The organism is Chitinophaga pendula (assembly GCF_020386615.1).
GTDB lineage: Bacteria > Bacteroidota > Bacteroidia > Chitinophagales > Chitinophagaceae > Chitinophaga > Chitinophaga pendula.
This window is the reverse complement of the sequence record NZ_CP077769.1, coordinates 5,852,513-5,876,426: the sequence shown is the minus strand read 5'-3', so window position 1 is coordinate 5,876,426 and position 23,914 is coordinate 5,852,513. Positions and strand designations below refer to the sequence as shown.

Sequence of the window (23,914 nt, the reverse complement as noted above, 5' to 3'; positions counted from 1 at the left end):
TTTACAGTGCGCCACGGCGATGTTGTTCTTCCTGTAGTTTTTCATATTCCTTCAGCGTGTCGCCAAACGGGTCACGATGATAAGCGTTGAAATACTGGAAGGCCAGTGCTATTCCCCAGGCTAATGCAGGCCATACAGGCCATGGCGTATGATGAGAGGAATTGTCTGTCAGGAACCATAATACCCAGAAACCGGCATTGATGACAAGATAAGTAATGAGATGGGACTTGAAGCCAGCTCTGGCTTTGGCGATGCGCCACAGCCTTTCATCTTTTTGCTGTATCGTTTCCATGTGAATGGTATTAAAATGTGATGCGGTATGAATTAAATATAAAAAAAATTAGCGGAATGGCGAAACTCCACCTATACGGACGGATAGATGCAGTGGTATTATATAGCTATATTATAGTGTACTTACTTCTCTGCTTTAACGGTAAACTGGATATTGACCAGGGAGTTGATCAGTTTGTCCTGTACGGATTTATCGGCGCGGTAGGTCATTCCCCATAATGTACGATCGATATTGAAATTAGCTTCAGCTATGAGTATACCATCGTCGATGGTGATCTTAGCGGGGAAGGAAACGTTTTTGGTCACCTCTTTCATAGTGAGGTTGCCACTTATATTGTGTGTGGCATCTTTCATCAGTACTTCTGTGCCGGCGACGGGTTGGAATATGCTGATATCGGTGATCTCGAAGGTTGCGGCAGGAAATTTTTCAACGTCAAAGAAGAGGGGGCCTTTCAGCTCACTTTCGAGTTTGGCTTTCATATTGGCATCTGAAGCCAAGTCGATGTTGCGGAGGGATTTCATATTCACTTTGAAAGTGCCTCCGGTGACTTTGTTTTCTTTGACATATAGTGTACCACTACTGAGGGTGAAGGAGCCCACATGTTGTCCGGTAGGTTTGGTGCCTATCCATTTCAACAAGCTTTGTGCGGTGTCCACTTTATAAGCGACGCCTTCTGGTGCTTTCACCGATTCTGCCTCGGTGACGCGTGCTTTATCAGCTTTCGGGGCTTGTTCGCAAGCGACGGCCCAGCAACATATCAGTAGTAAAAATGTGTACTTCATATGCCTATTATTTGATACTGCCAGGAACAACGACAAGCGGCATTGTTCCTGGCAGGGATATAACTCAACTGCTGATCAGTTCTCTGTTGCCTACCCAGACGAATCGTTTGATCACGAATTCCTGGTTAGTGAAGCTGGCGTTACCTGCGGGATTACCACCGGTGACGTGGAAATCTGAGAAGGCGGCATGCTGGTTGACCCAAATGAAGCCTGTCAGGTTGAAAGATACGGGTGCAAATACGCTATTCATTTCTTCTGCTATCTTTTCTTTGATCTCTTCACTGGTGGTATATGCTGCGCAGGTGATGGCGCCGTGATCTTTTGCCATTTGTCTGGCCAGTTCTATAGCTTCATCGGTATCCCTAGTCTTCACGAGGAGGATGACGGGGCCGAATAGCTCCTGTTCGAATATATTAGCGTCCTTGCTGCCCACTTCGAGGATAACGGGTGCGCAAACGCGTGCTTTACTAAACTCTTCATTCACAACAGTTGTGCCATTGAGAAGGACTTTGCCTCCTAGGGTATGGGCGTTCTGGGCACGTTGCAGGGTGGTGTCGTTCTGTACGGCTCCCAGTGTACCTGCTCCCATTTTGGGATTGTTGACCAAAGCGAGGACGGCTTCTTTTATTTTTTCTGCGACTTCATCGAAAGAGAGTGTTCCGCTGGCGGTTTTCACCGTTTCGGGTATGAAAAAGTTCTGCGGTGCGGTACACATCTGGCCGGAATAGAGCGATACGGAGAAAGCGAGGTTCTGTACTACAGGTTCGATATCCTGTACGGAATCGATGATCACGGAGTTAACACCTGCTTTTTCTGTGAAGACGGTTTTGCCGGGTATTGATTCGACGTAATTGCCGAACTGACTGCCTCCTGTATAGTCGATCAGGGCAACAGCCGGATGTTCGCATAACTTTTTGGCGATGAGGTGTTCCTGGCTATCAACTGCCAGCTGGCAGAGATTAGGATCAGCGCCATTTTCCTGTAGTACCTGTTGTATGGCGGCTACGGCTATGGCGATGGGTAGTATTGCGTTAGGGTGTGGTTTGACGATGACTGGGTTGCCGGTAATGAGGTCTGCATATATTCCGGGGAGGGAGTTCCATACCGGGAAAGTAGAGCAGCCAATCACCACCCCTATCCCTTTGGGTACTGGTTTGAATGTCTTGTCCAGTTTGATGCTGAATTTGCCCATTGGTTTTTCCCATACCTGTTGGGAGGGGAAACGTTGCAGTTCCTGGTAGCCCATAGCGATTGCTTCCAATGCTCTGTCGTTGGCATGTGGGCCGGAGGCTTGGAAGCTCATCATGTAGCTTTGTCCAGCGGTGTGCATGGTAGCGTGAGCGATTTCGAAGAATCGGGTCTGTACACGATCGAGGGTTTCTACGAGTAGGGCAGCGCGTTCGGCTACAGGTGTTTTAGCCCATTTTTTGCCAGCGATGGAAGCTTTAGATATCAGGTCTTCTATGGTGAATACAGGATAGGTGATACCTAATTTCTCCAAAGTATAAGGAGATACCTCTTCGCCAGACCAGCCGGTTTCGCCTGTTTGCAGCAATTGTTTGAAGGGTTGTTGGAGCATTTGCTGGAAACTGGCGACGCCGTTAGCGGGGGCTTCTTCGCCGTAGGCTTTGGGGTGTTCCGGGTACTGCGCGTAAAATGTCCTTTCGTGATTGGCCTTTACAGCGTTGTCAATCGTGTTTTGGTGTTTGGCAGTGAGCATAATTAGTAATGAATGATGAACAATTAATAATTAAGCGGACTTTCCGGTATAACGTGGAATTTATGCAGGCTTCGGATAGTGTCACTACATCTGGTGCAATGCCTTGTTATTTATCTGCCGAGTGATACTTTCCCATCATTATAGTATTCGTCCGGGCGTAGTTTTAACGGATTGTTGCGTTGATATTGCAGAAACTCATCATATTCTTTTTTATGGAGTCCTGACCAGGCTTTAAACGCGGCCTGATTGCTTACCGGACCGAACAACCACTGATTGTATGCTTCATACAGTCCTTCTTTGAGCAATTTGCGTTGAAAATCGAAGAGTGCGTAAGGAAATTTGACGTCATTAAAGTTATACCAATCCAATATGAACCGGGTACGTAACATCAGCAGGGATTCGGGTTCGATACCGACGTTGACCACACTGATCTGTTTTGCCATTGATTGACGATAGGCTTTGTCAAAGCCACCACCTGTGGATTTACTCTTTTTACCCTTTTTGCCTTCGAGTTCGGGTACTTGTGCATTGAAGATAGCGGGATCGTTGAAGAGCTTTTTATAGGATTCCAATACGATATCACGCATCTCGGCTGTACGAGTGGTATAACTTTCCAGGTTAATGAATATTTCTCCGTAGAGGATGGCCCATACGGGTTCTTTGGATAAATTATATGCCCTGGCGGCGTTGTAGTAATTGCCAGGGAAATTAGGGTCCATTTCAATGCCTTTCAACCAGTTGTACAGTGCGCCGTCAAACATTTTCATAGTAGCGAGCAGCTGTCCGTTGTCGTTGTATAAGGCGCCGTTGTCGGGGAACTTGCGTATGCCGCGATCATAGATTTTTTGTGCGCCTTTCCATTCCTGTTTAGACTGGTATATATTTCCCGCAATCTGGTAGGTCTGGGCATCTGCGTCCTTTTTGTCGAGTAGGAGGTCTATCAGGGTTTTAGCCCTGGAGACGTCTCCTCTCAGGTAGTATGCGAAGGCTAATTGTTTTTTGAACTGGGTGTTTTCCGGGTCCAATTGCAGGGCCTGGTTGAATACAAGGATAGCATTGGCGTAGTCGCCACTTCTAATGAAGTTATTGGCGGTATTATAGAGATCATTTGCATCTTGTCCGTGTGCCAACTGTGTCAACAATACTCCTGCTACTAATAAAAATTTCTTCAATAAAGAAAATCCCCTGTTCATGTACTGTCCTTGGTTTGTTGTAAAAATAAGGAAAAATTGTGCGCAGCGGTGCAAAAGTGGGGCCAGACTGGGCAGGCGAGCAGGGATACGTAGTAAAGTGAAGCCTGTAGCGGGTATTGATTTATGAGGTGGCTTGGCTGACCTGGGGGCATATCTGAAAAAGGCAGATTATACGTAGCTTATAGGATAAGCAAAGGTGTGCTATAGGAGATGTATGAGAAAGGTGGAGGTGAGGTGGACTTGAATGTTGTAAGTATTTTACAAACAACGTGTTGTAGTGAAGGGTTAGTGTGTAATAATAATATGGTATAGTTGAGAATATATAAGTGATAATTTATCTAATTATCAAAAAGGCCCTGCCAGTAGTTCATAATAGGCTACGGGCAGGGCTCTAATATTGTAAATGAATCAGATGGTGTGCGTAATGAGACCGTCGCGCAGTTTAGGTTCGAACCAGGTGGATTTCGGTGGCATAACGTTACCGCTATCGGCGATGTCGAACAACTGTTGTATAGTAACAGGGTAGAGGGCGAAGGCTGCTTTCATTTCGCCGCTGTCTACTCTTTTAACCAGCTCCTGCAGTCCGCGGATACCTCCTACGAAATCCACGCGTTTGTCGGTACGCTGATCTTTGATACCCAATAACTTATCCAATACATTGTTAGATAGGATGGTTACATCGAGGATGCCGATGGGATCGGTAGTATAGGTACCTTCACGGGCTACGAGACGGTACCAGCTACCTTCCAGGTAGAGGCTAAACTCGTGTAGCATGGCTGGTTTTTGAGCCAGATGGCCGATCTCTTCCACGATAAAATCGTATTCGAGGCGGGAGAGCAGTTCTTCTTTGGTCAGGCCGTTGAGATCTTTTACTACGCGGTTATAGTCTAGGATTGCCAACTGGCTGGCAGGGAAGATGGTAGTCAGGAAGTAGTTAACAGGAGCATTGGTATCCTGGTCAGCGCCCAGTTCTTTTTGTACCAGTCCAGCTGATGCGGCGCGATGGTGGCCGTCGGCTATATAGGTACAAGGTACTTTTTCCTGGAACAGGCCGGTGATCTGATCTACGGTTTCCGCTGCGTCTACTACCCAGAGGGTGTGTTGGATGCCATCTTCTGCCGTGAAATCATAGGTAGGCGCATGGTGTTCCTGCCAGCTGGCAATCAAGGTGTTGAGTTCCGGTACATCATTGTAAGCCAGGAAAACATTGCCTGTTTGCGCGCGGGTAGTTTTGATATGATTGATCCGGTCCAGTTCTTTTTCCGGACGGGTAAATTCGTGTTTTTTGATAATACCGTTATTGTAGTCAGCTACGGAGGAAGCACATACGAGGCCTACCTGAGAGCGACCATCCATTACCAGTTTGTAGATATAGTATGCAGGGGCGTCTTCCTGGAAGAGCGTACCATCCTTAATGAATTGCTGGAGGTTTTCTGCAGCTTTCTCGTACACTGGTTGGCTGTGAACGTCGGTGCCTTCGGGGAGGTCAATTTCTGATTTGGAAACGTGGTAGAAAGAGTAGGGATTGCCGTCAGCTTCAGTTTTGGCTTCTGAAGAGCTGAGCACATCATAGGGGCGTGCCGCGACTTGCGCTGCCAGATTTGTTTTGGGTCTTAAGCCTTTGAAGGGTCTAATGATGGCCATGATCTTGTATCTTATTAATATGAGTGAAAAGTGTGTAGGCGTAAAAGTAAATAAATAAAAAGGAAATAACAGGTGGGTTATGTGACAGGAATGGTAAGGGGCTGCAACATGGTGGCGTGAATGCCTGTTTGCCGCGGGTAGGGTGCTTTATTATGAAGCTGTTATTTTTGGCTAAAAATAAAGGCCCTGGATATTTTCCAGAGCCCTAGAGAATTATAGTGGTTAATCAATAAACGAGATGAATAATTGATATTTATTATTATGCTTTTTTAAGACTGAAATATTTCATGGCTTCTACAAGTACTTCGACACTTTCGAGCGGAAGTGCGTTGTAGACAGAGGCGCGGAAACCTCCGGACAGGCGGTGGCCTTTAATGCCAACGATATCTTCTTTTTTGCAGAATTTGAGAAATTCTTCTTCCATCTCCGGTTTATCCATGATGAAGCAGATATTCATTTTGCTACGGTCTTCTTTGGCGACGGTGCCGCGGAAGAGCGGGTTCTGATCTATTTCATCATACAGCAAAGCTGCTTTCTTGTTGTTGAGCTTCTCCATGGCCGGAGCGCCGCCCTGTTCTTTAAGCCAGCGTAAAGTGAGCATGGATATATATATAGCGAATACCGGGGGGGTATTCAACATAGATCCGTTCTCAATATGCAGGCGGTAGTCGAGGATGGAGGGTATGTTGCGAGATACTTTACCTAGCATGCTTTTTCTTACTGCTACCATTGTTGCACCTGCGGCTCCCATATTTTTCTGTACACCGGCATATATCAGGGAGAACTTGTTATAGTTCACCTGCCGGCTCAGGATATCGCTACTCATATCAATTACCACAGGTATTTCGGAGTCTGGGAAGGACTGCCATTGGGTACCATAGATGGTGTTATTGGAAGTGAGATGCAGATATGACGCCGTTGGCGGTATATTGAATTGCTTAGGGATGTAATTATAGTTGCTCTCTTTGGAAGAAGCAATTACATCGGCGTAGCCAAAGTTTTTGGTTTCTTTAATAGCTTTTGAGGACCAAACACCTGTATCTACGAAGGCAGCGGCGGCTCCATTTTCGAGCAGGTTCATAGGTGCCTGCATGAATTGTGTGGTAGCGCCACCTTGTAGGTATAGTACTTCGAAGTCGTCATCCAGCTGCATCAGTTCCCTGACGAGGCTACGGGCTTCTTCCATTACGGCGATAAATGGCGCTGTCCGATGGCCTATTTCAAGTATAGACATCCCTGTTCCTTCAAAGTCGATCAAGGCTTTGCTGGCCTTGTATAATACCTCGTTAGGTAATACAGAAGGACCCGCGTTAAAGTTGTGCACCTTCATGTTGCGTTCTTGATTAAATTCTATGTTTTCTCTTTCCACTTTGTTTGGTTTTTCTAAGGAACGGCAAAAATAGCAGGTATTTCTTTTACCAGTAAGACGCGGTGTAGGATATGCTTAAAAGCTAGGTAACAAAGATAGATTTTTAATTTCGAATTAGGAAGCCACCAGCGCTATTTATCTGAAATGCCGGCTGACAGGAGCCTTTAGCTGTATTGTCATTCGTGTTGACCGCTGTTATTGTCACCTATTTTCCATTGCAGGTCGAGTTGTTTGAAAGCCTGTTGGTCTTCTTCGGAGAACCGGACTTTGGTCATCTTATACAGAGAGGGCTGTCCTGCGTTTACCCATGCTGTATACCAGCAGCTGGCTACGCGATGGATGGATTGTTGCATCCGGCGTTCTACCATCCCGTTAAGCAGCTGATGATAGGCCTTGGCGTATTCGGTAGCATAATTACGTACGAGCTTACCGTTTCGTTGTTCATAGGCATAGCGATGGGCTGGATTGAAACGGACGCTTAATTGTTTTTCGAATGTTAATACGCTATCGGCTGCTGTGGCGCTTTCCAGTATGGTTTGCCAATTGGCCTGGTCGGTATTATTCAGATACGTGGCTTTGCCTACCCAGTAATTGAAGGTCGCATCTGCTAAGAGTTCAGGGATGCGGGATTCCCAAAGGGCATGAATACCCTGTTGACCGGTGAACTGGCCGTTATAGTTAGAGCAGGCATGGAGTGGGACATGTGCATCGGCTACATAGTGGCCCAGGTCTGCAGACAGTTTCAGGATCCGTGCCGGGTCTTTCTCTTCAAAGGCCTTGGTAAGGCGGTACATCATGGTATTGAGATGCCAAGGGAGAATTCCATGTCGTTGCAGTGTATCTGCGGTATACCGGCTTACTGCATCCTGCCAGGAGTGGGGTAAACTATCGTAGGGAGGCGTAGTATAACGGTCAATATCGATATAGTGGCGGGGAGCTTCTTCTGGTACGACATACCTACGTTTGTCGGGATCTACTGAGTGTTCGGCAATGAAGGTGATATTAGCTTTATAAAAGACCAACATTTCGGGAGGTAAACAAAATACCGCCAGTTTGTTTATTCGCTGATGGGCAAAGAAGCCCCAGCTTTTTGCGGTAGCAGGTATCAGTAAAAAGAAACAAAATAGCCAGCTGGTGCTGCTTTTATGCATTATGTGTATTTGGGGTCGGGGGAATAGATTTAGTTTGTTTTGCCCGTTTCTTCTTTATGAAGGTGGTGGGCTATATTGGTAACGCCACCGCTGACGGCGAATTTCATTGCTTCACCAGCGGGCACATTATCGAGTGCTTTGATCCTGTCTTTGGGGACCAGGAATACTTTACCGGTGATAGCATAAGCATGGGGGACGTATACGGCGATGTGGTGTTCAAGTCCAAGATGGCTAACATCGGATTGGGTGATAAATCCCATTTCCCATACATCCTGGCCATATATCTGTACGAGTACGGGGTGGTCAAACTTCTTTTTTTCACCTACGAAGGCATCGAAGACATCCTTGACAGACGTATATATGTATTTAATAAACGGTGTTCTTTCGAGGAGATGGTCGAAAAGGTCGAAGATGCGGCCAACGATAAACGAGGAGCTGAGGTAGCCTACACTGAGGATCAGGATAAGTACAAGCAGGAATCCTACACCTTTGTAACGAAGGTATTTAAGTGGGGTTTCCAGGGGGATCAGCTCTTTGGGGATGAGGTTGTCAATGGTGACGAATGCCCAATAGATGGTAATAGCGGTGATACCTATAGGTGCCAGGATCAGTAGTCCTTGAAAAAAATAACGTAATAACCGTGCTGCCAGTAGTTTGAATTTGAGCTTAGGAGACATGATCGAGTAATATATGTATGTAGAAAGCCTGGTGCTTCCCTATACCTGTGAGCGATACAGGGTGCAAATTACTTAAATCTACTAAGTAAGTCGGTTAACATATTATATAATTGGGCAGGGAACCCCGATATAGAAAAAATAATACTGGAAACTATTAAAGTTTAAAAAGTTTCCATAGTTTTGTTCTACGGGCTGTAAATTCACCAGCACCTCCCAAAATGGAAGTACAGGAACGCATATTAGATACCGCATTTGGTTTATTCCGGCAGTACGGTACCCGATCTATCACTATGGATGACATAGCTATCAAGATGGGTATTTCAAAAAAGACGCTCTATGCGCATTTTGAGGATAAGGATGACCTGGTGATGAATGCGATAGCCCGTTATCTGCAGCATATGCAGGATGCCTGTGTGGTAAGTCACGAGCAGGGGAAGGATGCCATTGAAGCCCTATTCCGGTTAATGGAGATACTGGAAGAGCATACCCGAAATATGAACCCTGTAATATTGTTAGACCTTCAAAAGTTCCATTCCAGGGCCTATAGATTGTTTCAGCATTATAAAGATCATTATTTAAAAGGAACTATACGAGAGAATCTCCAGCGTGGTATATCCGAGGGATTGTACCGGGCGGATATTAATGTAGAGGTGTTAACAGAGTTCCGGACTACGTCGTCGCTATTGTGTTTTCAGCCGGAGTTATTTTCAGTCAGCGGTTTTGATATGTCACACGTGCAGAAGGTACTGTTGGAGCACTTTTTATATGGCGTAGCCTCTTTAAAGGGTTTCAAGCTAATAGAACTATATAAGGAACAACTATTGAAAAAATAAATAACAATTATGCAACTAAGACGTAGGCTTATTATGCTCGCCGGCATAATAATGCTGCTTGCTATCAACCAGGCTATCGCTCAGCAGGGAACGCCGCAGGCATCGGTAGGTCCGATTCAGCTAAGTGCCCAACAGGCGGTCGAACTAGCGTTGGCTAATCAGTCGGCTATCAAAACAGCTAAGTTGGACGAACTGATACAGTTGGCGAAGAATAAGGAGGTGAGCGGCCAGGCATTACCCAATCTTTCTGCCAGCGGTCAGTACCAGGATAACCCCATTATCCAAAAACAATTGATTGATGCATCCAACTTTGATCCCAGCGTACCTAAGGGAACGTTGGTACCTTTTGCATTTGGTCTTAAATACAATGCTGTAGGCGAAGTAAAGCTGCAGCAGGTATTGTTTGATCCAAGTGTACTGGTGGCTTTACAGGCACGTAAGACATTAGAGGAGCTGGCAAACCGGAACGTCAAGAAATCTGAAGTAGATGTAAAGGTGGCGGTTTATAAAGCTTACTACAACGTATTGTCTGCACGTAAGGCTCTGAAGATCATGCAGGATAACCTGGTCACTATGGATAAAAACATGCGTGAGACCAGTGAAATGTATAAAGCAGGTACGGTAGAGAAGCTGGATGTAGACCGTTTGCAAATACAGATCACGAATCTTCGTACGGAAGAATCCAAGCTGCTGAATGCTGATGAGGTAGGTGTGGCCGCGCTGAAGTTCCAGATCGGTATTCCGATGGCACAGGATGTAATACTTACTGATAGTCTTAGCACAGAAGAGATAGCAGCGGTGCCGCAGACGGAGAGCGAGCAATTCGACTATACGCAGCGTGTAGAATTTCAGGCGCTGCAATCACAGAAGAAGGCTTATGAGTATGATCTGAAGCGTTATAAACTAAAGGGTATTCCTTCTTTATCTCTTTTCAGTACTGCGGGCATTTCCCGGGCAAGTAATACGTTCAATTATTTCAAACAGGAGACCTGGTATGGTTATGTAAACTACGGTGTAAACCTGAGCATCCCCATCTTTAGCGGATTACAACGGAGACGGCAGGTGGATCAGGCGTTTCTAACGGTAAAGAAATCAGAGGTGTCCCTGGAGAATCTGAAGCTCAGTATTGATATGGAGCGGCAGCAATCTAATAGTACTTTCCGGTATAACGTAAAGACATTGGAGGCACAGGAACGCAATATGAAACTAGCCAAGGAAGTATATGATGTATCCGTTATCAAGTACCAGGAAGGCGTAGGTTCCAGTCTGGAGGTAAATACAGCAGAAAAGGATCTGCTGACGGCACAAAGTAATTATTTCACTGCGATGTACAATGCGATCGTAGCCAAGATCGATTATCTGAAGGCTAACGGCAAGCTTTAATCATTAACTGCTCTATTAAATCTCATTATATGACCAAAAGATATTTCGCTATCCCGTTTATAACATTTATGCTGGCTGCCTGTGGCGGCGGTGGTGGCGATAAAGCACAGCAACTGCAAACACTTAAACAACAGAAGGCAGACATCGATAAAAAGATCACCGCACTTGAGAAAGAGTTAGGTGGTGATTCTGTCAAAAAAGTAAAATCAGTAGTGATCACTACAGTGGCTGATACTGTATTTGAACACTATATTGATGTACAGGGAAGTGTAGATGCCCGTGAAAACGTGAATGTGTATCCCCGTTCACAAGGTGTGATCACTGCTATTTACGTGAAAGAAGGACAGCAGGTGAGCAAAGGCCAGACATTGGCACAAATAGATGATCAGATCGCCAAAGCAAATATTGCGGAGGTAAAAACCCAGCTGGAACTGAACACGACTTTGTTTGAAAAGCAACGCAGGTTGTGGGAACAAAAAATCGGTTCTGAAGTACAGTATCTGAATGCCAAGAGCCAGCTAGAAGCAACGCAGCGTAAGCTGGCAACCCTACAGGATCAACAGTCGCAGTCAAAAATTATCTCTCCGATTTCCGGTACTGTAGACGCAGTAGTTGCCAAAATAGGTGACTTTGCGGGTTCTACTGCAGGTGCTGCTCCTTTCCGGGTAGTAAATGCCAGCAATCTTAAGGTGGTAGCCGATGTGGCAGAAGCGTATGCCGGTAAGGTGAAAACCGGTGACGCTGTATTGATCGAATTCCCAGATATTAATAAAGAGCTGCGTACTAAGATTGGTTTTGCTGCCAAGACTATCGATCCACTAAGCCGCACTATCCGGGTAGAGATCCCTTTGCAAACAGATGCTGTTTTAAGACCTAATATGATCGCTAAACTGCGTATTGTAGATTATACGGCTAACAATTCCATTACTATTCCGGTGGGCGTGATCCAGTATTCTCAAGGTAAGCCTTATGTGATCCTGGCGCAAGGCAGTGGTAAAAACATGACGGCTAAACGTAAGGATATTGAAGTAGGTCGTACTTACAATGATAAAGCACAAGTTGTAAGTGGATTACAGGCAGGAGATAGGGTTGTAACAACTGGTTTTCAGGGGTTGAATGACAATGACGCTATTCAACTGTAGGATGACCCAACATGTAGAAAGACTGCGTAACAGCTGTCTTTGGATCACTAACAATTTAAGTTATGCAAGACAACCTGAATAAAGAATTTAAGCCGACCAGTTGGGCTATCGATAATAAGGTAAGCATTTATGTTGCTACCATTATCCTGGCGATCGCAGGTATCATGGCTTATAATAGTCTACCTAAAGAACAATTCCCGGAAGTAGTATTTCCTCAGTTTTATGTTAGTACGCAATACTATGGTACTTCTCCGGAAGATATGGAAACACTGGTGACCAAACCGATAGAAAAACAATTGGGTGGTATATCCGGTGTGAAATCTATCAAGAGTACATCCATGCAGGATTACTCTGCCATCACCATAGAATTTAATGCCGGTGAGGATATGGAACGTGCGAGGCAGGAGGTGAGACAGAAAGTAGATGATGCCAAGCCAGATCTTCCGACTAACCTTAGTACGGATGGTAAGGAGCCACAGATCACCAAGGTGGATGTATCGCAGATACCTATTATGAACGTAAATCTGTCCGGTGATTTTGATCTGCAATCCCTTAAACGTTATGCGGATGAAATGCAGGATCGTATAGAGGCACTGACAGAGATCACGCGTGTGGACATCGTAGGGGCACTGGACCGGGAGATACAGATCAACGTTGATAAATACAAAATGGATGCTGCCAAGATCAACTTTGATGATCTGATGGGCGCTGTAAGGTCAGAAAACCTGACTATGTCTGGTGGTTTGGTGAATATGGATGGTCAGAAACGTACACTCAGTGTAAAAGGGGAATATAAAGATCCCACTAAGATTGCCAACATCGTTGTGCGGGGACAATCCGGAGCAATTGTTTACCTGAAAGACATTGCTGAGATAAAGGACGGATTTAAGGAGCAGGAGAGTTATGCGCGTCTGAACGGAAAGAATGTGATCACTCTGAACGTGATCAAACAGAGTGGTAAGAACCTGATTGATGCCAGTGATAAGATCCGAAAAATCATCGATGAGATGAAAGAAGACTACCTGCCTAAAGGGTTGGATGTAACCATTACAGCAGACCAGTCTGATTCTACACGGGTGACCTTACACGACCTGATCAATACGATCATCATTGGTTTTGTATTGGTAACGTTGATCCTGATGTTCTTCATGGGGGCGGTGAATGCAATCTTTGTGGCACTGTCTGTACCTATATCCATGTTCATTGCGTTCCTGCTGATGCCAGCGTATGGGTTCACACTCAATATGATGGTGTTGTTCTCCTTCCTACTGGCCTTAGGTATCGTAGTGGATGATGCGATCGTGGTGATTGAGAATGTGCATCGCATATTCTATGAACGGAAGGATATCGGAATTGTACGAGCGGCGAAGGTAGCGGCGGGAGAAGTGTTCCTTCCCGTGTTCTCCGGAACGCTGACGGTGTTGGCACCGTTTGTACCGTTGTTATTCTGGCCTGGTGTGATCGGTAAATTTATGTTCTTCCTGCCGGTGACGCTGATTACTACATTGGGAGCTTCATTGATAGTAGCTTATATCATTAACCCGGTATTCGCCGTTGACTTCATGGATCGTCATGAAGGTGAAAACCATCCTAAGCCTACTTTTAACAGGAAGTTTGCTATTCTTACCGGTGTATTTGCCTTTATCGCACTTATTGGCTATGCAGCCAGTGGTGCAGGTGTCGGTAACTTTGTAGTGTTCATTTACCTGATGATTGTGCTGGAGCGATTTTGGCTGGGAGGAGTTGCCCGGAAATTCCAGAGTAATATATGGCCTCGTGTACAGGAGCGTTACAGGCGCATATTAAAATGGTGTATGATAGGGTGGCGTCCGATATGGATATTGATTGGGACTTTCGGTCTGCTGATATTCAGTATTTTCCTGACAGCTGTGCGTAATCCTAAGGTGGTATTCTTCCCTTCAGCGGATCCTAACTTCATCTATGCATATATCGAATTGCCTAATGGTACAGATCAGCGATATACGGATTCTATCACAAATATCATTGAGCAGCGGATCACAAAAGTGGTAGGTAAGAATAATCCTATTGTAAAATCCATTATATCGAACGTAGCAGTAGGCGCCGGAGATCCCAGTCAGATGGACATGAGTGTGCAGCCGCAGAAAGGTAAGGTGACAGTTGCTTTCGTGGAATTTGGACAGCGCCATGGTCAATCCAGTAAAGAATACTTAGGTAAAATCCGTGATGCTGTAAAGGGTATCCCGGGTGCAGATATTACCGTTGAACAGGAGCAAGGCGGGCCTCCGACTGGTAAACCTATTAACATTGAGATATCCGGTGATGAATTTGAGGAGCTCACTAGCGCATCTGAGCGTTTGAAGCGATACTTGGATTCCTTACAGATTGCTGGTGTCGAGGAGTTGAAGACGGACTTCCAGAGTAATAAGCCTGAGATCCTGGTGAATATTGATCGTGAAAGAGCGAACAGGGAGGGTATCTCTACCAAGACTGTTGGTGATGCCTTGCGTAATGCATTATATGGTTTGGAAGTATCCAAATTCAGAGATCCGGATGATGACTATCCTATTATGGTACGCTTCCAGGAAAGCCAGCGTAATAACATCAATACACTGATGAGTACGAATCTGACCTACCGGGATATGAACCATGGCGGTGTGATCAGGCAGGTGCCTTTGTCTGCGGTAGCTGATATCCGCTATTCCAATACTTATGCAAGTATTAAACGTATAGATCAGAAGCGAGTGGTGACGTTGTATTCTAACGTGTTGACGGGGTACAATGCAAATGAGGTGGTACAACAAATACAGACGGCCATGCAGGAATTCCCTAAACCGACTGGTGTGACGATGAAGATGACCGGTGAGCAGGAAGATCAGCAGGAGACATCCAACTTCCTATTAGCTGCGATGCTGGGTGCTTTTGGTCTGATCCTGATGATCATGGTGACGCAATTTAACTCAGTAGGTCGTCCGTTGGTAATATTTATGGAGATATTGTTCAGTATCATCGGCGTATTCTTAGGATTTTCCATTTTCGGTATGGACATCTCCATTGTAATGACGGGAGTAGGTATTATGGCGTTGGCTGGTATTGTGGTACGTAATGGTATCGTGTTAGTGGAGTTTACGGATCTGCTGGTACAGCAGGGTACGCCGGTGTACGATGCGGTGATTGAAGGTGGCCGGACCCGCATGACGCCCGTATTACTGACTGCTATTGCGGCTATATTGGGTCTGATCCCATTAGCGGTAGGATTAAATATTGACTTTGCCACATTATTCTCTGAGTTTAATCCACATATCTTCTTCGGTGGTGACAATGTCGCCTTCTGGGGACCATTGGCCTGGACGATGGTGTACGGGTTGGTTTTTGCGACCTTCCTCACTTTGATTTTGGTGCCTGTGATGTATGCGATGAATAAGCGGTCTATCGATGTATTGGATTACCTGGGCTGGCCGAGGGGACTGAAGTATGTGCCGTTCCTGGTGTTGATCGCCAAGCTGTTTTTGAAGAAGGAAACGGTGAAGAAGCTGCATGATCCTCATTATGTATCGTCTAAGCCATATGAGTTTTTCAGAAATCCAGAAGGCGCTTCGCCGGTAAATGCCGGCAGTAAGGAAGGCAACGGCGTAAGTGCACATCATTGATATATATAATATGCGTATATAAAGTTTGTTTTGAGCTAAGGCTCATACAGTGTAACAGTTGTAGGTAACAGACACCGTCCCGAATCTTCGGGACGGTTTTTTTTATTATTGGGGGAGAGGAGTAGGACGCCATTCGTAACAATAGGTTGTTTTTTCCGGTAAATACGTAGTATATTCGGGTGGAAATATTCAATGCCAGATTAAATTTTTTGTCAAAATCTGTTTTTTTGAGAGCAGCAAAGGCGAGGTGATCAATTGGCATAGATCAGTTTAGATGCTTATCTGTAGCGGAAAAGCGATTTAAGATGGCCCTCCGAGGTTAGGCAAGGAGGCTAAAAAAGGGAGCAGCATTAACAAATTTTAACAATTGCGTGCGCTTGCAATTCAGAGGGGCTTTGTTATTTTTGAATTTATAAAGAAATTTTACGCCCGAAAGAATATCTTTATAAAAGAAAACCAAAAAGCCTAATAATTGTTAAAAAACAGGCAGGAAGTTTTGAAACTTGATTTGTAATATTGAAAACCGGTAATGAAAGAAGTTTAATTGAGCCTATGTCCTGAGCTGTAATGTGGACATTAAAAATGAGAAATAAGTAAAGTTGAATTGAGTCGCCGTTGTTTTTACATTTTTTAGAAATGGGTGAGATGCCCAAGGCCATTTAGATAAAGAGCAACAAATAATACAATTGTCAACATCTGGTCATCCTTTACATGAAACAGTCTTGCTTGAGAGACAATAGGTTATTTAAGAAAATGGGGATTACAAATACAATTTGAAAAGACAATACAACAGATAAGATTTAGAATCCAACAGACCAATCTGCGCTCCTGCCACGGAAAAAGCATGAAAAAACAAACGAGATATGGATATGCTAACCCGGCCTTAATGAGGTGGCCGCACTGTGTGTTGATCATAGGCGTGATGCCGTGACTATGAAAGAAAACTAAACAATCAAATATTCCGCTTTTAAATACGAGCCTGTTATAACGAGACAGGGATTGCGGACCATGTACCATGTAATATATGCCTAATAATCACGAAATAGACTACCGAATATTTGGGGAAGAAATGCAGATCGTAGAGGTGGAATTAGATCCTCAAGAGACTGCTGTAGCTGAAAGTGGCAGCTTTATGATGATGGACCAGGAGATCCAGATGCAAACCATGTTTGGCGATGGTTCACAGCCTTCCCAGGGATTTTTAGGTAAATTATTATCTGCCGGTAAGCGGATACTAACGGGAGAGAGCCTGTTTATGACTGCATTTACAAATATCGGACAGGGTAAGAAACGGGTGAGTTTTGCGGCTCCTTATCCCGGGCGGATCATTCCAATGGACCTGGGGTTAATGGGGGGTAAAGTGATCTGTCAGAAAGATGCTTTCTTGTGTGCTGCTAAAGGAGTAAGTGTAGGAATTGAGTTCCAGCGTAGGTTAGGTACAGGAATATTTGGTGGCGAAGGGTTTATCATGCAGAAACTGGAGGGGGATGGGCTCGCTTTCGTGCATGCAGGTGGTATGGTGGTAGAGAAAGAGTTGCAAGCAGGAGAGGTGTTAAAGATTGATACGGGTTGTGTGGTCGCATACACACAGAATATAGATTTTGATATAGAATTCATAAAAGGGGTCAAGAATATGGTATTCGGCGGTGAGGGATTATTCTTCGCTGTGCTGAGAGGTCCTGGTAAGGTATGGATACAGTCATTACCTATCAGTCGTTTGGCCAGCCGTATATTGGCTTATGGAACAGGGCCCCGGAAAGAAGAAGGAAGTATACTGGGAGGTCTGGGTAATTTACTGGATGGTGATTGATGAGCAATTAAAGATAGTGGCGGCAGATAACTTGCACCTTATCTGTATGCCTGGAAATAAATAAGCAAATACTGGATATGTATCTGGCGACATTAGCATTTGCCGAAGAGCAAGATAGACTGGACACTTTACGGCCTTTCCGGGACGCGTTTCATTTTCCCCAACGTAATGGTAAGGATGCCATTTACTTGTGTGGAAACTCGCTGGGATTACAGCCTAAAGGAGTGAAAGGGGCTATTGATCAGGAGCTGAAAGATTGGCAAGAGCATGCGGTAGAAGGATACTGGAAGGCGCAGCATCCATGGTTATACTACCAGGAATACTGCAGTAAGCCGATGGCGGCAATTGTCGGAGCAAAGGCAGGTGAGGTAACAGTAATGAATACACTTACAGTGAACCTGCACTTGTTGATGATGACATTTTACAAGCCTACGCAGCAGCGATTCAAGATATTAATGGAGGCAGGAGCATTTCCGAGTGACCAGTATGCAATTGAAACACAGGTACGTTTACATGGATTTGATCCGGAGACAGCAATAATAGAAGTAGCTCCCCGAGAAGGCGCGCATTTGATTGAAAGCGAGGATATTTTACAAATTATTAACGATCAAAGTAGTAGCTTAGCTTTAATATTATTGGGGGGAATAAACTATTATACCGGCCAGTTGTTTGATATACAGGCTATTACTGCGGCCGCTCATCAGGCAGGTGCCATTGCTGGGTTCGACCTGGCGCATGTGGCAGGAAATGTTCCAGTATCACTTCATGATTGGGGTGTAGATTTTGCAGTATGGTGTTCGTATAAATATCTGAATGGAGGACCCGGCGCCGCGGGAGGCGCATATATACATGAAAAGCATGCATCGGACCCAGGCTTAATCAGACTAGGCGGATGGTGGGGCAATGAAGAGACCACCAGATTTAAAATGGAGAAAGGCTTTGTGCCTAAGACCAATGCCGGCGGTTGGCAGATCAGTACAGCACAGGTATTTAATATGGTATCGTTGAGAGCATCATTGGCTTTATTTGAATCTGCAGGGATGTCTGCACTACGCGCAAAGAGTATTTCATTAACCAACTATTTACGGTTTTTGCTGGAACAGTTGACAGGTATAGAATTTGAAATAATAACACCAAAAAATTGTGAAGAACATGGTGCACAATTATCTTTGTTGTTCCGCAACAGGGGTAAAGAGGTACATCAACAAATGACAAATGCCGGTATTATAGTGGATTGGAGGGAACCCGGAGTGATACGGGTATCGCCGACGCCCTTATATAATTCGTATACAGACGTATTTCATTTTTATGAAATCATTGCAAATATTGCTTCAAACGCTTAATTAAGTAAGATGAATTTTGAGAGAAACGAACGCCCCCGTAAGTACTCTTCTGACACTAACAAAGAGAATGATTCCCCTAGAGAAGAGAATCCGGGAGGTTACAGCAGGCCCAACTTCAATAATGAAAGGGAAGGCAGACCAGCCTACAACAGGGATCGCGATGACAGATCCGGTGGCTATAACAGGGACCGTGATGGAAGGTCCGATTACAATCGCGGAGACCGTGATCGCCCAGATTATAACAGGGGAGACCGTGATATGAGACCCGACTATAACCGTGGAGACCGTGATGGCGGTGGTGGTTACAACCGTGACCGTGATGGCGGTGGTGGTGGTGGATACCGTGACCGTGATGGCGGCGGTGGTGGATACCGTGACCGCGATGGCGGTGGTGGTGGATACCGTGACCGCGATGGCGGTGGTGGTGGATACCGTGACCGTGATGGCGGTGGTGGTGGATACCGTGACCGTGATGGCGGTGGTGGTTACAACCGTGATGGCGGTGGCGGTGGTTACAACCGTGGCGGCGGCGGCGGTGGTTACGATCGTGGTGGTGGCGGTGGTGGTTACAACCGCGGTGGCGGTGGTGGTTACGATCGCGGCGGCGGTGGTGGTGGTTACAATCGCGGTGGCGGTGGTGGTTACAACCGCGGTGGCGGTGGTGGTTACGATCGCGGCGGTGGTGGTGGTTACGATCGCGGTGGCGGTGGTGGTTACAACCGCGGCGGTGGTGGTTACGGCCAGGGTCAAGGTGGCCGTATGCGTCGCCCCATGCCTCCAAAGCCAGATAATAAAATATACTTTATTGCGCTATTGCCAACCGCTGAAGTTGGTAAGGAGATCATCAAAATAAAACAAGAGTTTGCAGAAAAATATGGTCCGGTATACGCCTTAAAAGTGTTGCCGCATATAACGCTGCAGGTACCGTTCACTGCTGATCCTGCCCTGGAAAAAGCGTTCTGTGACGAGCTGGCTGAATTTGCCAAAACTCAGGCTCCTTTTGAAGTATCGCTCAATGGTTTTGGTACGTTCCCGAACAAACAGAACCGTGTACTCTTTATCAATGTAGAGAAGAGTGAAACGATTTCTGCTATGCATCGTCAACTGATAAACTTCTTACGTAAGGAGTTCGGCTTTAGTACTATGCTGGCTCGTACCGGATTTACGCCACACGTGACCGTATCTTTTAAAGATCTGACCGATGAGCAGTTTAACGAGGCATGGCCTGAATACGAGAACAAAGAATATACTGCTTCCTTTAAGGTGAATAACCTTTACTTCCTGCGTCACAATGGTAAGTCATGGGAAGTATTACAGAAATGTAAGTTAGGCGGCGCCTGATCATAATATTATCCTTTGTAAAGGGATAAGGTAAAGTGTATGCGATCATATCATATGTCGTATGTGCTTTATCTTATCCCTTTTCGTTTTTTGGAAATAAATGAAGAAGAGACGATAGGTGGAGTAATGGGGGATAGTGATTATGTATTGGGGAAACGTATTAGGGGAAAACTCAGGAAAGGGACGGCAGTACAGATGAGGTGACTGTACAGATGAGGTGAATGTGACATTAGTCAAGAGAAGTATGATGGTACGGAAGGTGTGATATAGGCGATACAGGCGGTATTGGTATTATTGATATCGTAAGAATTGCTACAGTACAGCTAATAGGTATAAAGGTAAAATGCGGGGGGAATCTGCTATACGGGAAGCGTTTATAGCAGGGTGCTTTTGTAGATATATTGGGTTAGTAAGTAGTGTTGTGTAAAGTTCTATCATTGATACGATTTACTGTACTTGTTTGCTTAATACATATTTATCCTGGATTTTTTTCCAGTTAAGGTCCGTGGACTCGCTTACTACTTCCAGTACTTCTTCCAGTTTGGGGTGGTCGAAGGTACCAGTATAAGTGTAAGACAGTAATGTATCGTTCATCACTTCTATGTCGATATTGAAGTATTCTTCCAAGTTTTTGATGACCACGGAAAGTGGGGTATCACGGAAGATGAGTTTATTTTCTTTCCATGCCATGAAGTTGGGATCTGTGATCTTACTTTCCTGGACTGGTTTATCGGGGGTGGCGATACCTTGATTGCCCTGGGTGAGTACCAGTTTCCTTTCGTTGCCGGTAGCGGAGAAGGCTACTTTTCCTGTTACTACTGATACGGCTACATTGCCTGCTTTATCATCCCGGATATGGAAGGACGTGCCCAGTACTTGGGTGCGGGTATTGCCGGCGTTTACGATGAAGGGTTTATCTACCTGTTGGGATACGTTGAAGAAGGCTTCTCCTTCCAGTTGTATTGCTCTTTCGTTGCCATTGAAGTTGCTGGCATAGCGAATATGGCTATTTTGATTGAGCGATACCTGTGATCCGTCGGGGAGGGTAATATTCTTTTTTTCATGAGCGGCGGTGGTAATGTCGATCATGGGATGATAGAAGAAGGTATGCCAGATGGTGGCTGCTGCTGCTATTACGATGAGGGTAGCAGCAATGCGGATGGCGTTGCGGTATTTATGTATGAAGGAAACCTTGGCTGGCATGATCTGTTGGCGGAAGCGTTCCCAGTTGCGGGCGGTATCCGGAATGAAATCGTTGTCGGCCTGGCCTGCGATGGCCCAGGTTTTTTTGATGAGGTTATAATATTGCTGGTTGGCAATATCCTTATGCAGCCATGCCTGCAGGTGCGCCTGATCTTCCGGGGTGAGGCTATTGTCGAAGGACCTCACGATCAGCGTTTCTATATGGTCATTGTATTGAGGCATAACATTAGAATTGTGCGAAAAATGATAATAATAGTGCTATGGCTACCGGCAGTATGGTGGCCAGGTAATCCTGCAAGGAGACTCTTAATTTTTTCAATGCGGTGATCATCTGGTTTTCTACTGTTTTAACAGATATTTTTAAGGTATCTGCGATTTGCCGGTAGGTCATTTCTTCAAACCGGCTAAGGATGAATATTTCTCTGCATTTTTCCGGCAGTTCATTGATAGCTTTCTGGACACGGGCGTTGGTTTCTTTCAGGCTTTGGTTGGAGGAAGGTGCGTCTGTGAGGACGATGCTTTCTTCCAGGGGCATGTGTTGACCACGGCGTTTATTTTTATCCATATAGTCCAGAGCCATGTTAATCGCTGCTTTATGTAAGTATGCTTTAAAATATACGTCATGCAGGCTATCGCGACGATTCCATATTTTAATGAACACTTCCTGCGCTAGGTCTTCCGCGGTTTGTGTATCCTGTACCAATCGGTAGATGGTTTTACAAACCAGCGGAAAGTAGGAGTGGAACAAGACTTCCATAAAAGTCTGTTCATTTTCCTGTAAAAGTTGAAGCAACCTGGCATTTTCGGGCATAGTGCAAAAATAGCGTTTAGTAATCTTATTGCCGCTACTATTGACCGGCTGCGTCAACATAGTAATACCCTTCATGTGACAGTAATTAAGAGAAGAAATAAATGCGGCGGATCCTATATCCGGATGAGCCTACCGGAGCCCATGATACTGGAGCGGATAGTGGGAGATCCTTTGTATCTGATGTCCCCGCTGCCGAGTATCCTGATATCCATTAGTTCTTCGACGCTAATGGAATGGTTGCCGGATCCATGTATACGGATGCGGGCTTCTTTTGTCTGCAATCCGTGTGCGATAACATCTCCGCTGCCATTGATCTCGCTTTTATAAAGGCGGGTTTGGCCTTCGAGTCTGGCGTTACCGCTGCCATTGACCTGTACGTCTAGTCTGTCTGCCTGCAAGTTAAGCTGCGTGGCTGCGTTGCCATTGATCTCACAGAGAAGATCGGTGCAGTGCAGGATATCCGGTGTAGTCAGGGAGCCCGAACCGGAAAAACTTACCTGTTCATAAACAGGAGATTGTACGTATACTTTGATTTCACGAAAGTGACGGAGATTAACTCCTCTTCTCAGCCTGATACGAAGCATGGTTCCGCTTACGTAAGCTTCTATTGCTGGTACGATATTGTCTTCTGCTTCTATGCGTACAGGTTCCCTTAGTCCTTGCAGTAGCTCCACATGGAATGGTCCGCTTACACTGATAGCGGTGAAGCGATCTACTTCCCGTTTTTCGGTGATGATCCTTCCAGAGCCAGAGATATTGTCCCGTTCGCAACTATTGGATACGAAACTGATGATGCACAGAATCAGCAGTATCCAACGTAGGTTTAGGTTACCTTGAAGGGGTATCTCTGTTTTTCTCATGGCGCTTTATAAATAAAACGGCAGAAGCGAAAAGTACCCCTATATGGGTAAAAAAAAGTCATCAAGTTGGGAAAACTGTGGAAGTGTGGAGCGATCTGATCGCGCAAACGGGGAGACAGGATATTGTGTGGAAGGTCGGGAAAGGGGGACTGAGTAACCAGATAGGAGACAGGTGAATTGTTGCAGGACCTGGAAGGATAGATGAAAAGGGGAGGTAGGATGGTTGAAAGGGAGGAAAAATGGTAAATGGGTAAGTAAGCGTATGGGAGACAGGGGCGAATGAATGCAGGATCATGTAGTATTAGATGAAAAGGGGAGGTGGATGGTTGAAAGGGAGGAAAAATGGTAAATGGGTAAGTAAGCGTATGGGAGATAGGGGCGAATGAATACAGGATCATGTAGTATTAGATGAAAGGGGGGGTAGGATGTTTGAAAGGGAGGAAAAATGGTAAATGGATAGTAAGTGTATAGGAAACAGAGGTAGAATTAGTGCGGGACCAGATCCAGATAGGAGGTGTTGAAAAGGGCGATAGATGAAAAGAAGGAAAAATGGTGAACGACTAAGTAGCCGGATGGGAGATAGGGAAATTAGTGCAGGATCATGTCGTGTAAATGAAAAGGATGGTAGGATGGAGGGAAAATGGAGAAAAAATGGAGAAAAATGGAGAATGACTGAGTAGTTATAAAGGAGACAGGGGTAGAATTAGTGCGGGACCAGATAGTACAGCTGA

Annotated in this window: 18 protein-coding genes; 7 read left to right on the top strand and 11 right to left on the bottom strand. The window is 45.4% G+C overall.

The features are described from left to right. Position 1: 1 nt before the first annotated feature. The 8 genes from KTO58_RS21735 to KTO58_RS21700 all read right to left on the bottom strand — a co-directional run bounded on the left by KTO58_RS21735 (position 2) and on the right by KTO58_RS21700 (position 8,828). Positions 2 to 292: a 2TM domain-containing protein gene (locus KTO58_RS21735; protein WP_095837381.1), complete on the bottom strand. Its 291-nt coding sequence runs from the start codon at positions 290 to 292 to the stop codon at positions 2 to 4. Between the two features lie 122 nt (positions 293 to 414). Next, positions 415 to 1,074, bottom strand: coding sequence for a YceI family protein (locus KTO58_RS21730; protein WP_095837382.1), 660 nt, complete (start codon positions 1,072 to 1,074; stop codon positions 415 to 417). A 64-nt stretch (positions 1,075 to 1,138) separates the two neighbouring features. Next, positions 1,139 to 2,794: a phenylacetic acid degradation protein PaaN gene (gene paaN, locus KTO58_RS21725; RefSeq protein WP_095837383.1), complete on the bottom strand. Its 1,656-nt coding sequence runs from the start codon at positions 2,792 to 2,794 to the stop codon at positions 1,139 to 1,141. Positions 2,795 to 2,904: 110 nt separating this feature from the next. Then, positions 2,905 to 3,987 carry a tetratricopeptide repeat protein gene (locus KTO58_RS21720; protein WP_095837384.1) on the bottom strand — a complete coding sequence of 361 codons (1,083 nt, stop codon included), beginning with the start codon at positions 3,985 to 3,987 and terminating at the stop codon, positions 2,905 to 2,907. A 408-nt stretch (positions 3,988 to 4,395) separates the two neighbouring features. Continuing rightward, positions 4,396 to 5,631 carry a DUF1015 domain-containing protein gene (locus tag KTO58_RS21715; protein WP_095837385.1) on the bottom strand — a complete coding sequence of 412 codons (1,236 nt, stop codon included), beginning with the start codon at positions 5,629 to 5,631 and terminating at the stop codon, positions 4,396 to 4,398. 259 nt (positions 5,632 to 5,890) lie between these two features. Then, entirely contained in the window at positions 5,891 to 7,000 is a 1,110-nt protein-coding gene (gene serC / locus KTO58_RS21710; protein WP_225859867.1) for a 3-phosphoserine/phosphohydroxythreonine transaminase, read from the bottom strand. A gap of 176 nt (positions 7,001 to 7,176) precedes the next feature. Then, on the bottom strand, positions 7,177 to 8,151 hold the full coding sequence (locus tag KTO58_RS21705; protein WP_157752801.1) for a zinc dependent phospholipase C family protein: 975 nt from the start codon (positions 8,149 to 8,151) through the stop codon (positions 7,177 to 7,179). A gap of 29 nt (positions 8,152 to 8,180) precedes the next feature. After that, complete coding sequence (locus KTO58_RS21700; protein ID WP_095837386.1) at positions 8,181 to 8,828, bottom strand: DUF502 domain-containing protein; 648 nt, start codon at positions 8,826 to 8,828, stop codon at positions 8,181 to 8,183. A gap of 218 nt (positions 8,829 to 9,046) precedes the next feature. Here KTO58_RS21700 and KTO58_RS21695 point away from each other — a divergent pair, with 218 nt between their 5' ends. The 7 genes from KTO58_RS21695 (at position 9,047) to KTO58_RS21665 (ending at position 20,309) form a co-directional block, all read left to right on the top strand. Further along, positions 9,047 to 9,661: a TetR/AcrR family transcriptional regulator gene (locus KTO58_RS21695; RefSeq protein WP_095837387.1), complete on the top strand. Its 615-nt coding sequence runs from the start codon at positions 9,047 to 9,049 to the stop codon at positions 9,659 to 9,661. A 9-nt stretch (positions 9,662 to 9,670) separates the two neighbouring features. After that, on the top strand, positions 9,671 to 11,044 hold the full coding sequence (locus tag KTO58_RS21690) for a TolC family protein (protein ID WP_095837388.1): 1,374 nt from the start codon (positions 9,671 to 9,673) through the stop codon (positions 11,042 to 11,044). A 29-nt stretch (positions 11,045 to 11,073) separates the two neighbouring features. After that, on the top strand, positions 11,074 to 12,186 hold the full coding sequence (locus KTO58_RS21685) for an efflux RND transporter periplasmic adaptor subunit (protein ID WP_095837389.1): 1,113 nt from the start codon (positions 11,074 to 11,076) through the stop codon (positions 12,184 to 12,186). 62 nt (positions 12,187 to 12,248) lie between these two features. Continuing rightward, a complete protein-coding gene (locus KTO58_RS21680; protein ID WP_095837390.1) occupies positions 12,249 to 15,815 on the top strand; it encodes an efflux RND transporter permease subunit in 3,567 nt (1,188 codons plus the stop codon). A 1,024-nt stretch (positions 15,816 to 16,839) separates the two neighbouring features. Then, positions 16,840 to 17,625, top strand: coding sequence for a TIGR00266 family protein (locus tag KTO58_RS21675; protein WP_095837391.1), 786 nt, complete (start codon positions 16,840 to 16,842; stop codon positions 17,623 to 17,625). A gap of 77 nt (positions 17,626 to 17,702) precedes the next feature. Then, positions 17,703 to 18,968 (top strand): kynureninase, encoded by a 1,266-nt coding sequence (kynU, locus tag KTO58_RS21670; protein WP_095837392.1) that lies wholly within the window; start codon positions 17,703 to 17,705, stop codon positions 18,966 to 18,968. A gap of 9 nt (positions 18,969 to 18,977) precedes the next feature. After that, positions 18,978 to 20,309 carry a 2'-5' RNA ligase family protein gene (locus KTO58_RS21665; protein ID WP_225859866.1) on the top strand — a complete coding sequence of 444 codons (1,332 nt, stop codon included), beginning with the start codon at positions 18,978 to 18,980 and terminating at the stop codon, positions 20,307 to 20,309. A gap of 447 nt (positions 20,310 to 20,756) precedes the next feature. Here KTO58_RS21665 and KTO58_RS21660 read toward each other — a convergent pair whose 3' ends face one another. The 3 genes from KTO58_RS21660 to KTO58_RS21650 are packed head-to-tail and all read right to left on the bottom strand — an operon-like array spanning position 20,757 to position 23,183. Continuing rightward, positions 20,757 to 21,734: a FecR family protein gene (locus KTO58_RS21660; protein ID WP_095837393.1), complete on the bottom strand. Its 978-nt coding sequence runs from the start codon at positions 21,732 to 21,734 to the stop codon at positions 20,757 to 20,759. A gap of 4 nt (positions 21,735 to 21,738) precedes the next feature. Continuing rightward, positions 21,739 to 22,398, bottom strand: coding sequence for an RNA polymerase sigma factor (locus tag KTO58_RS21655; RefSeq protein ID WP_095837394.1), 660 nt, complete (start codon positions 22,396 to 22,398; stop codon positions 21,739 to 21,741). A 38-nt stretch (positions 22,399 to 22,436) separates the two neighbouring features. Continuing rightward, positions 22,437 to 23,183, bottom strand: a complete 747-nt coding sequence (locus KTO58_RS21650; protein ID WP_095837395.1) for a head GIN domain-containing protein — start codon at positions 23,181 to 23,183, stop codon at positions 22,437 to 22,439. Positions 23,184 to 23,914: the final 731 nt, after the last annotated feature.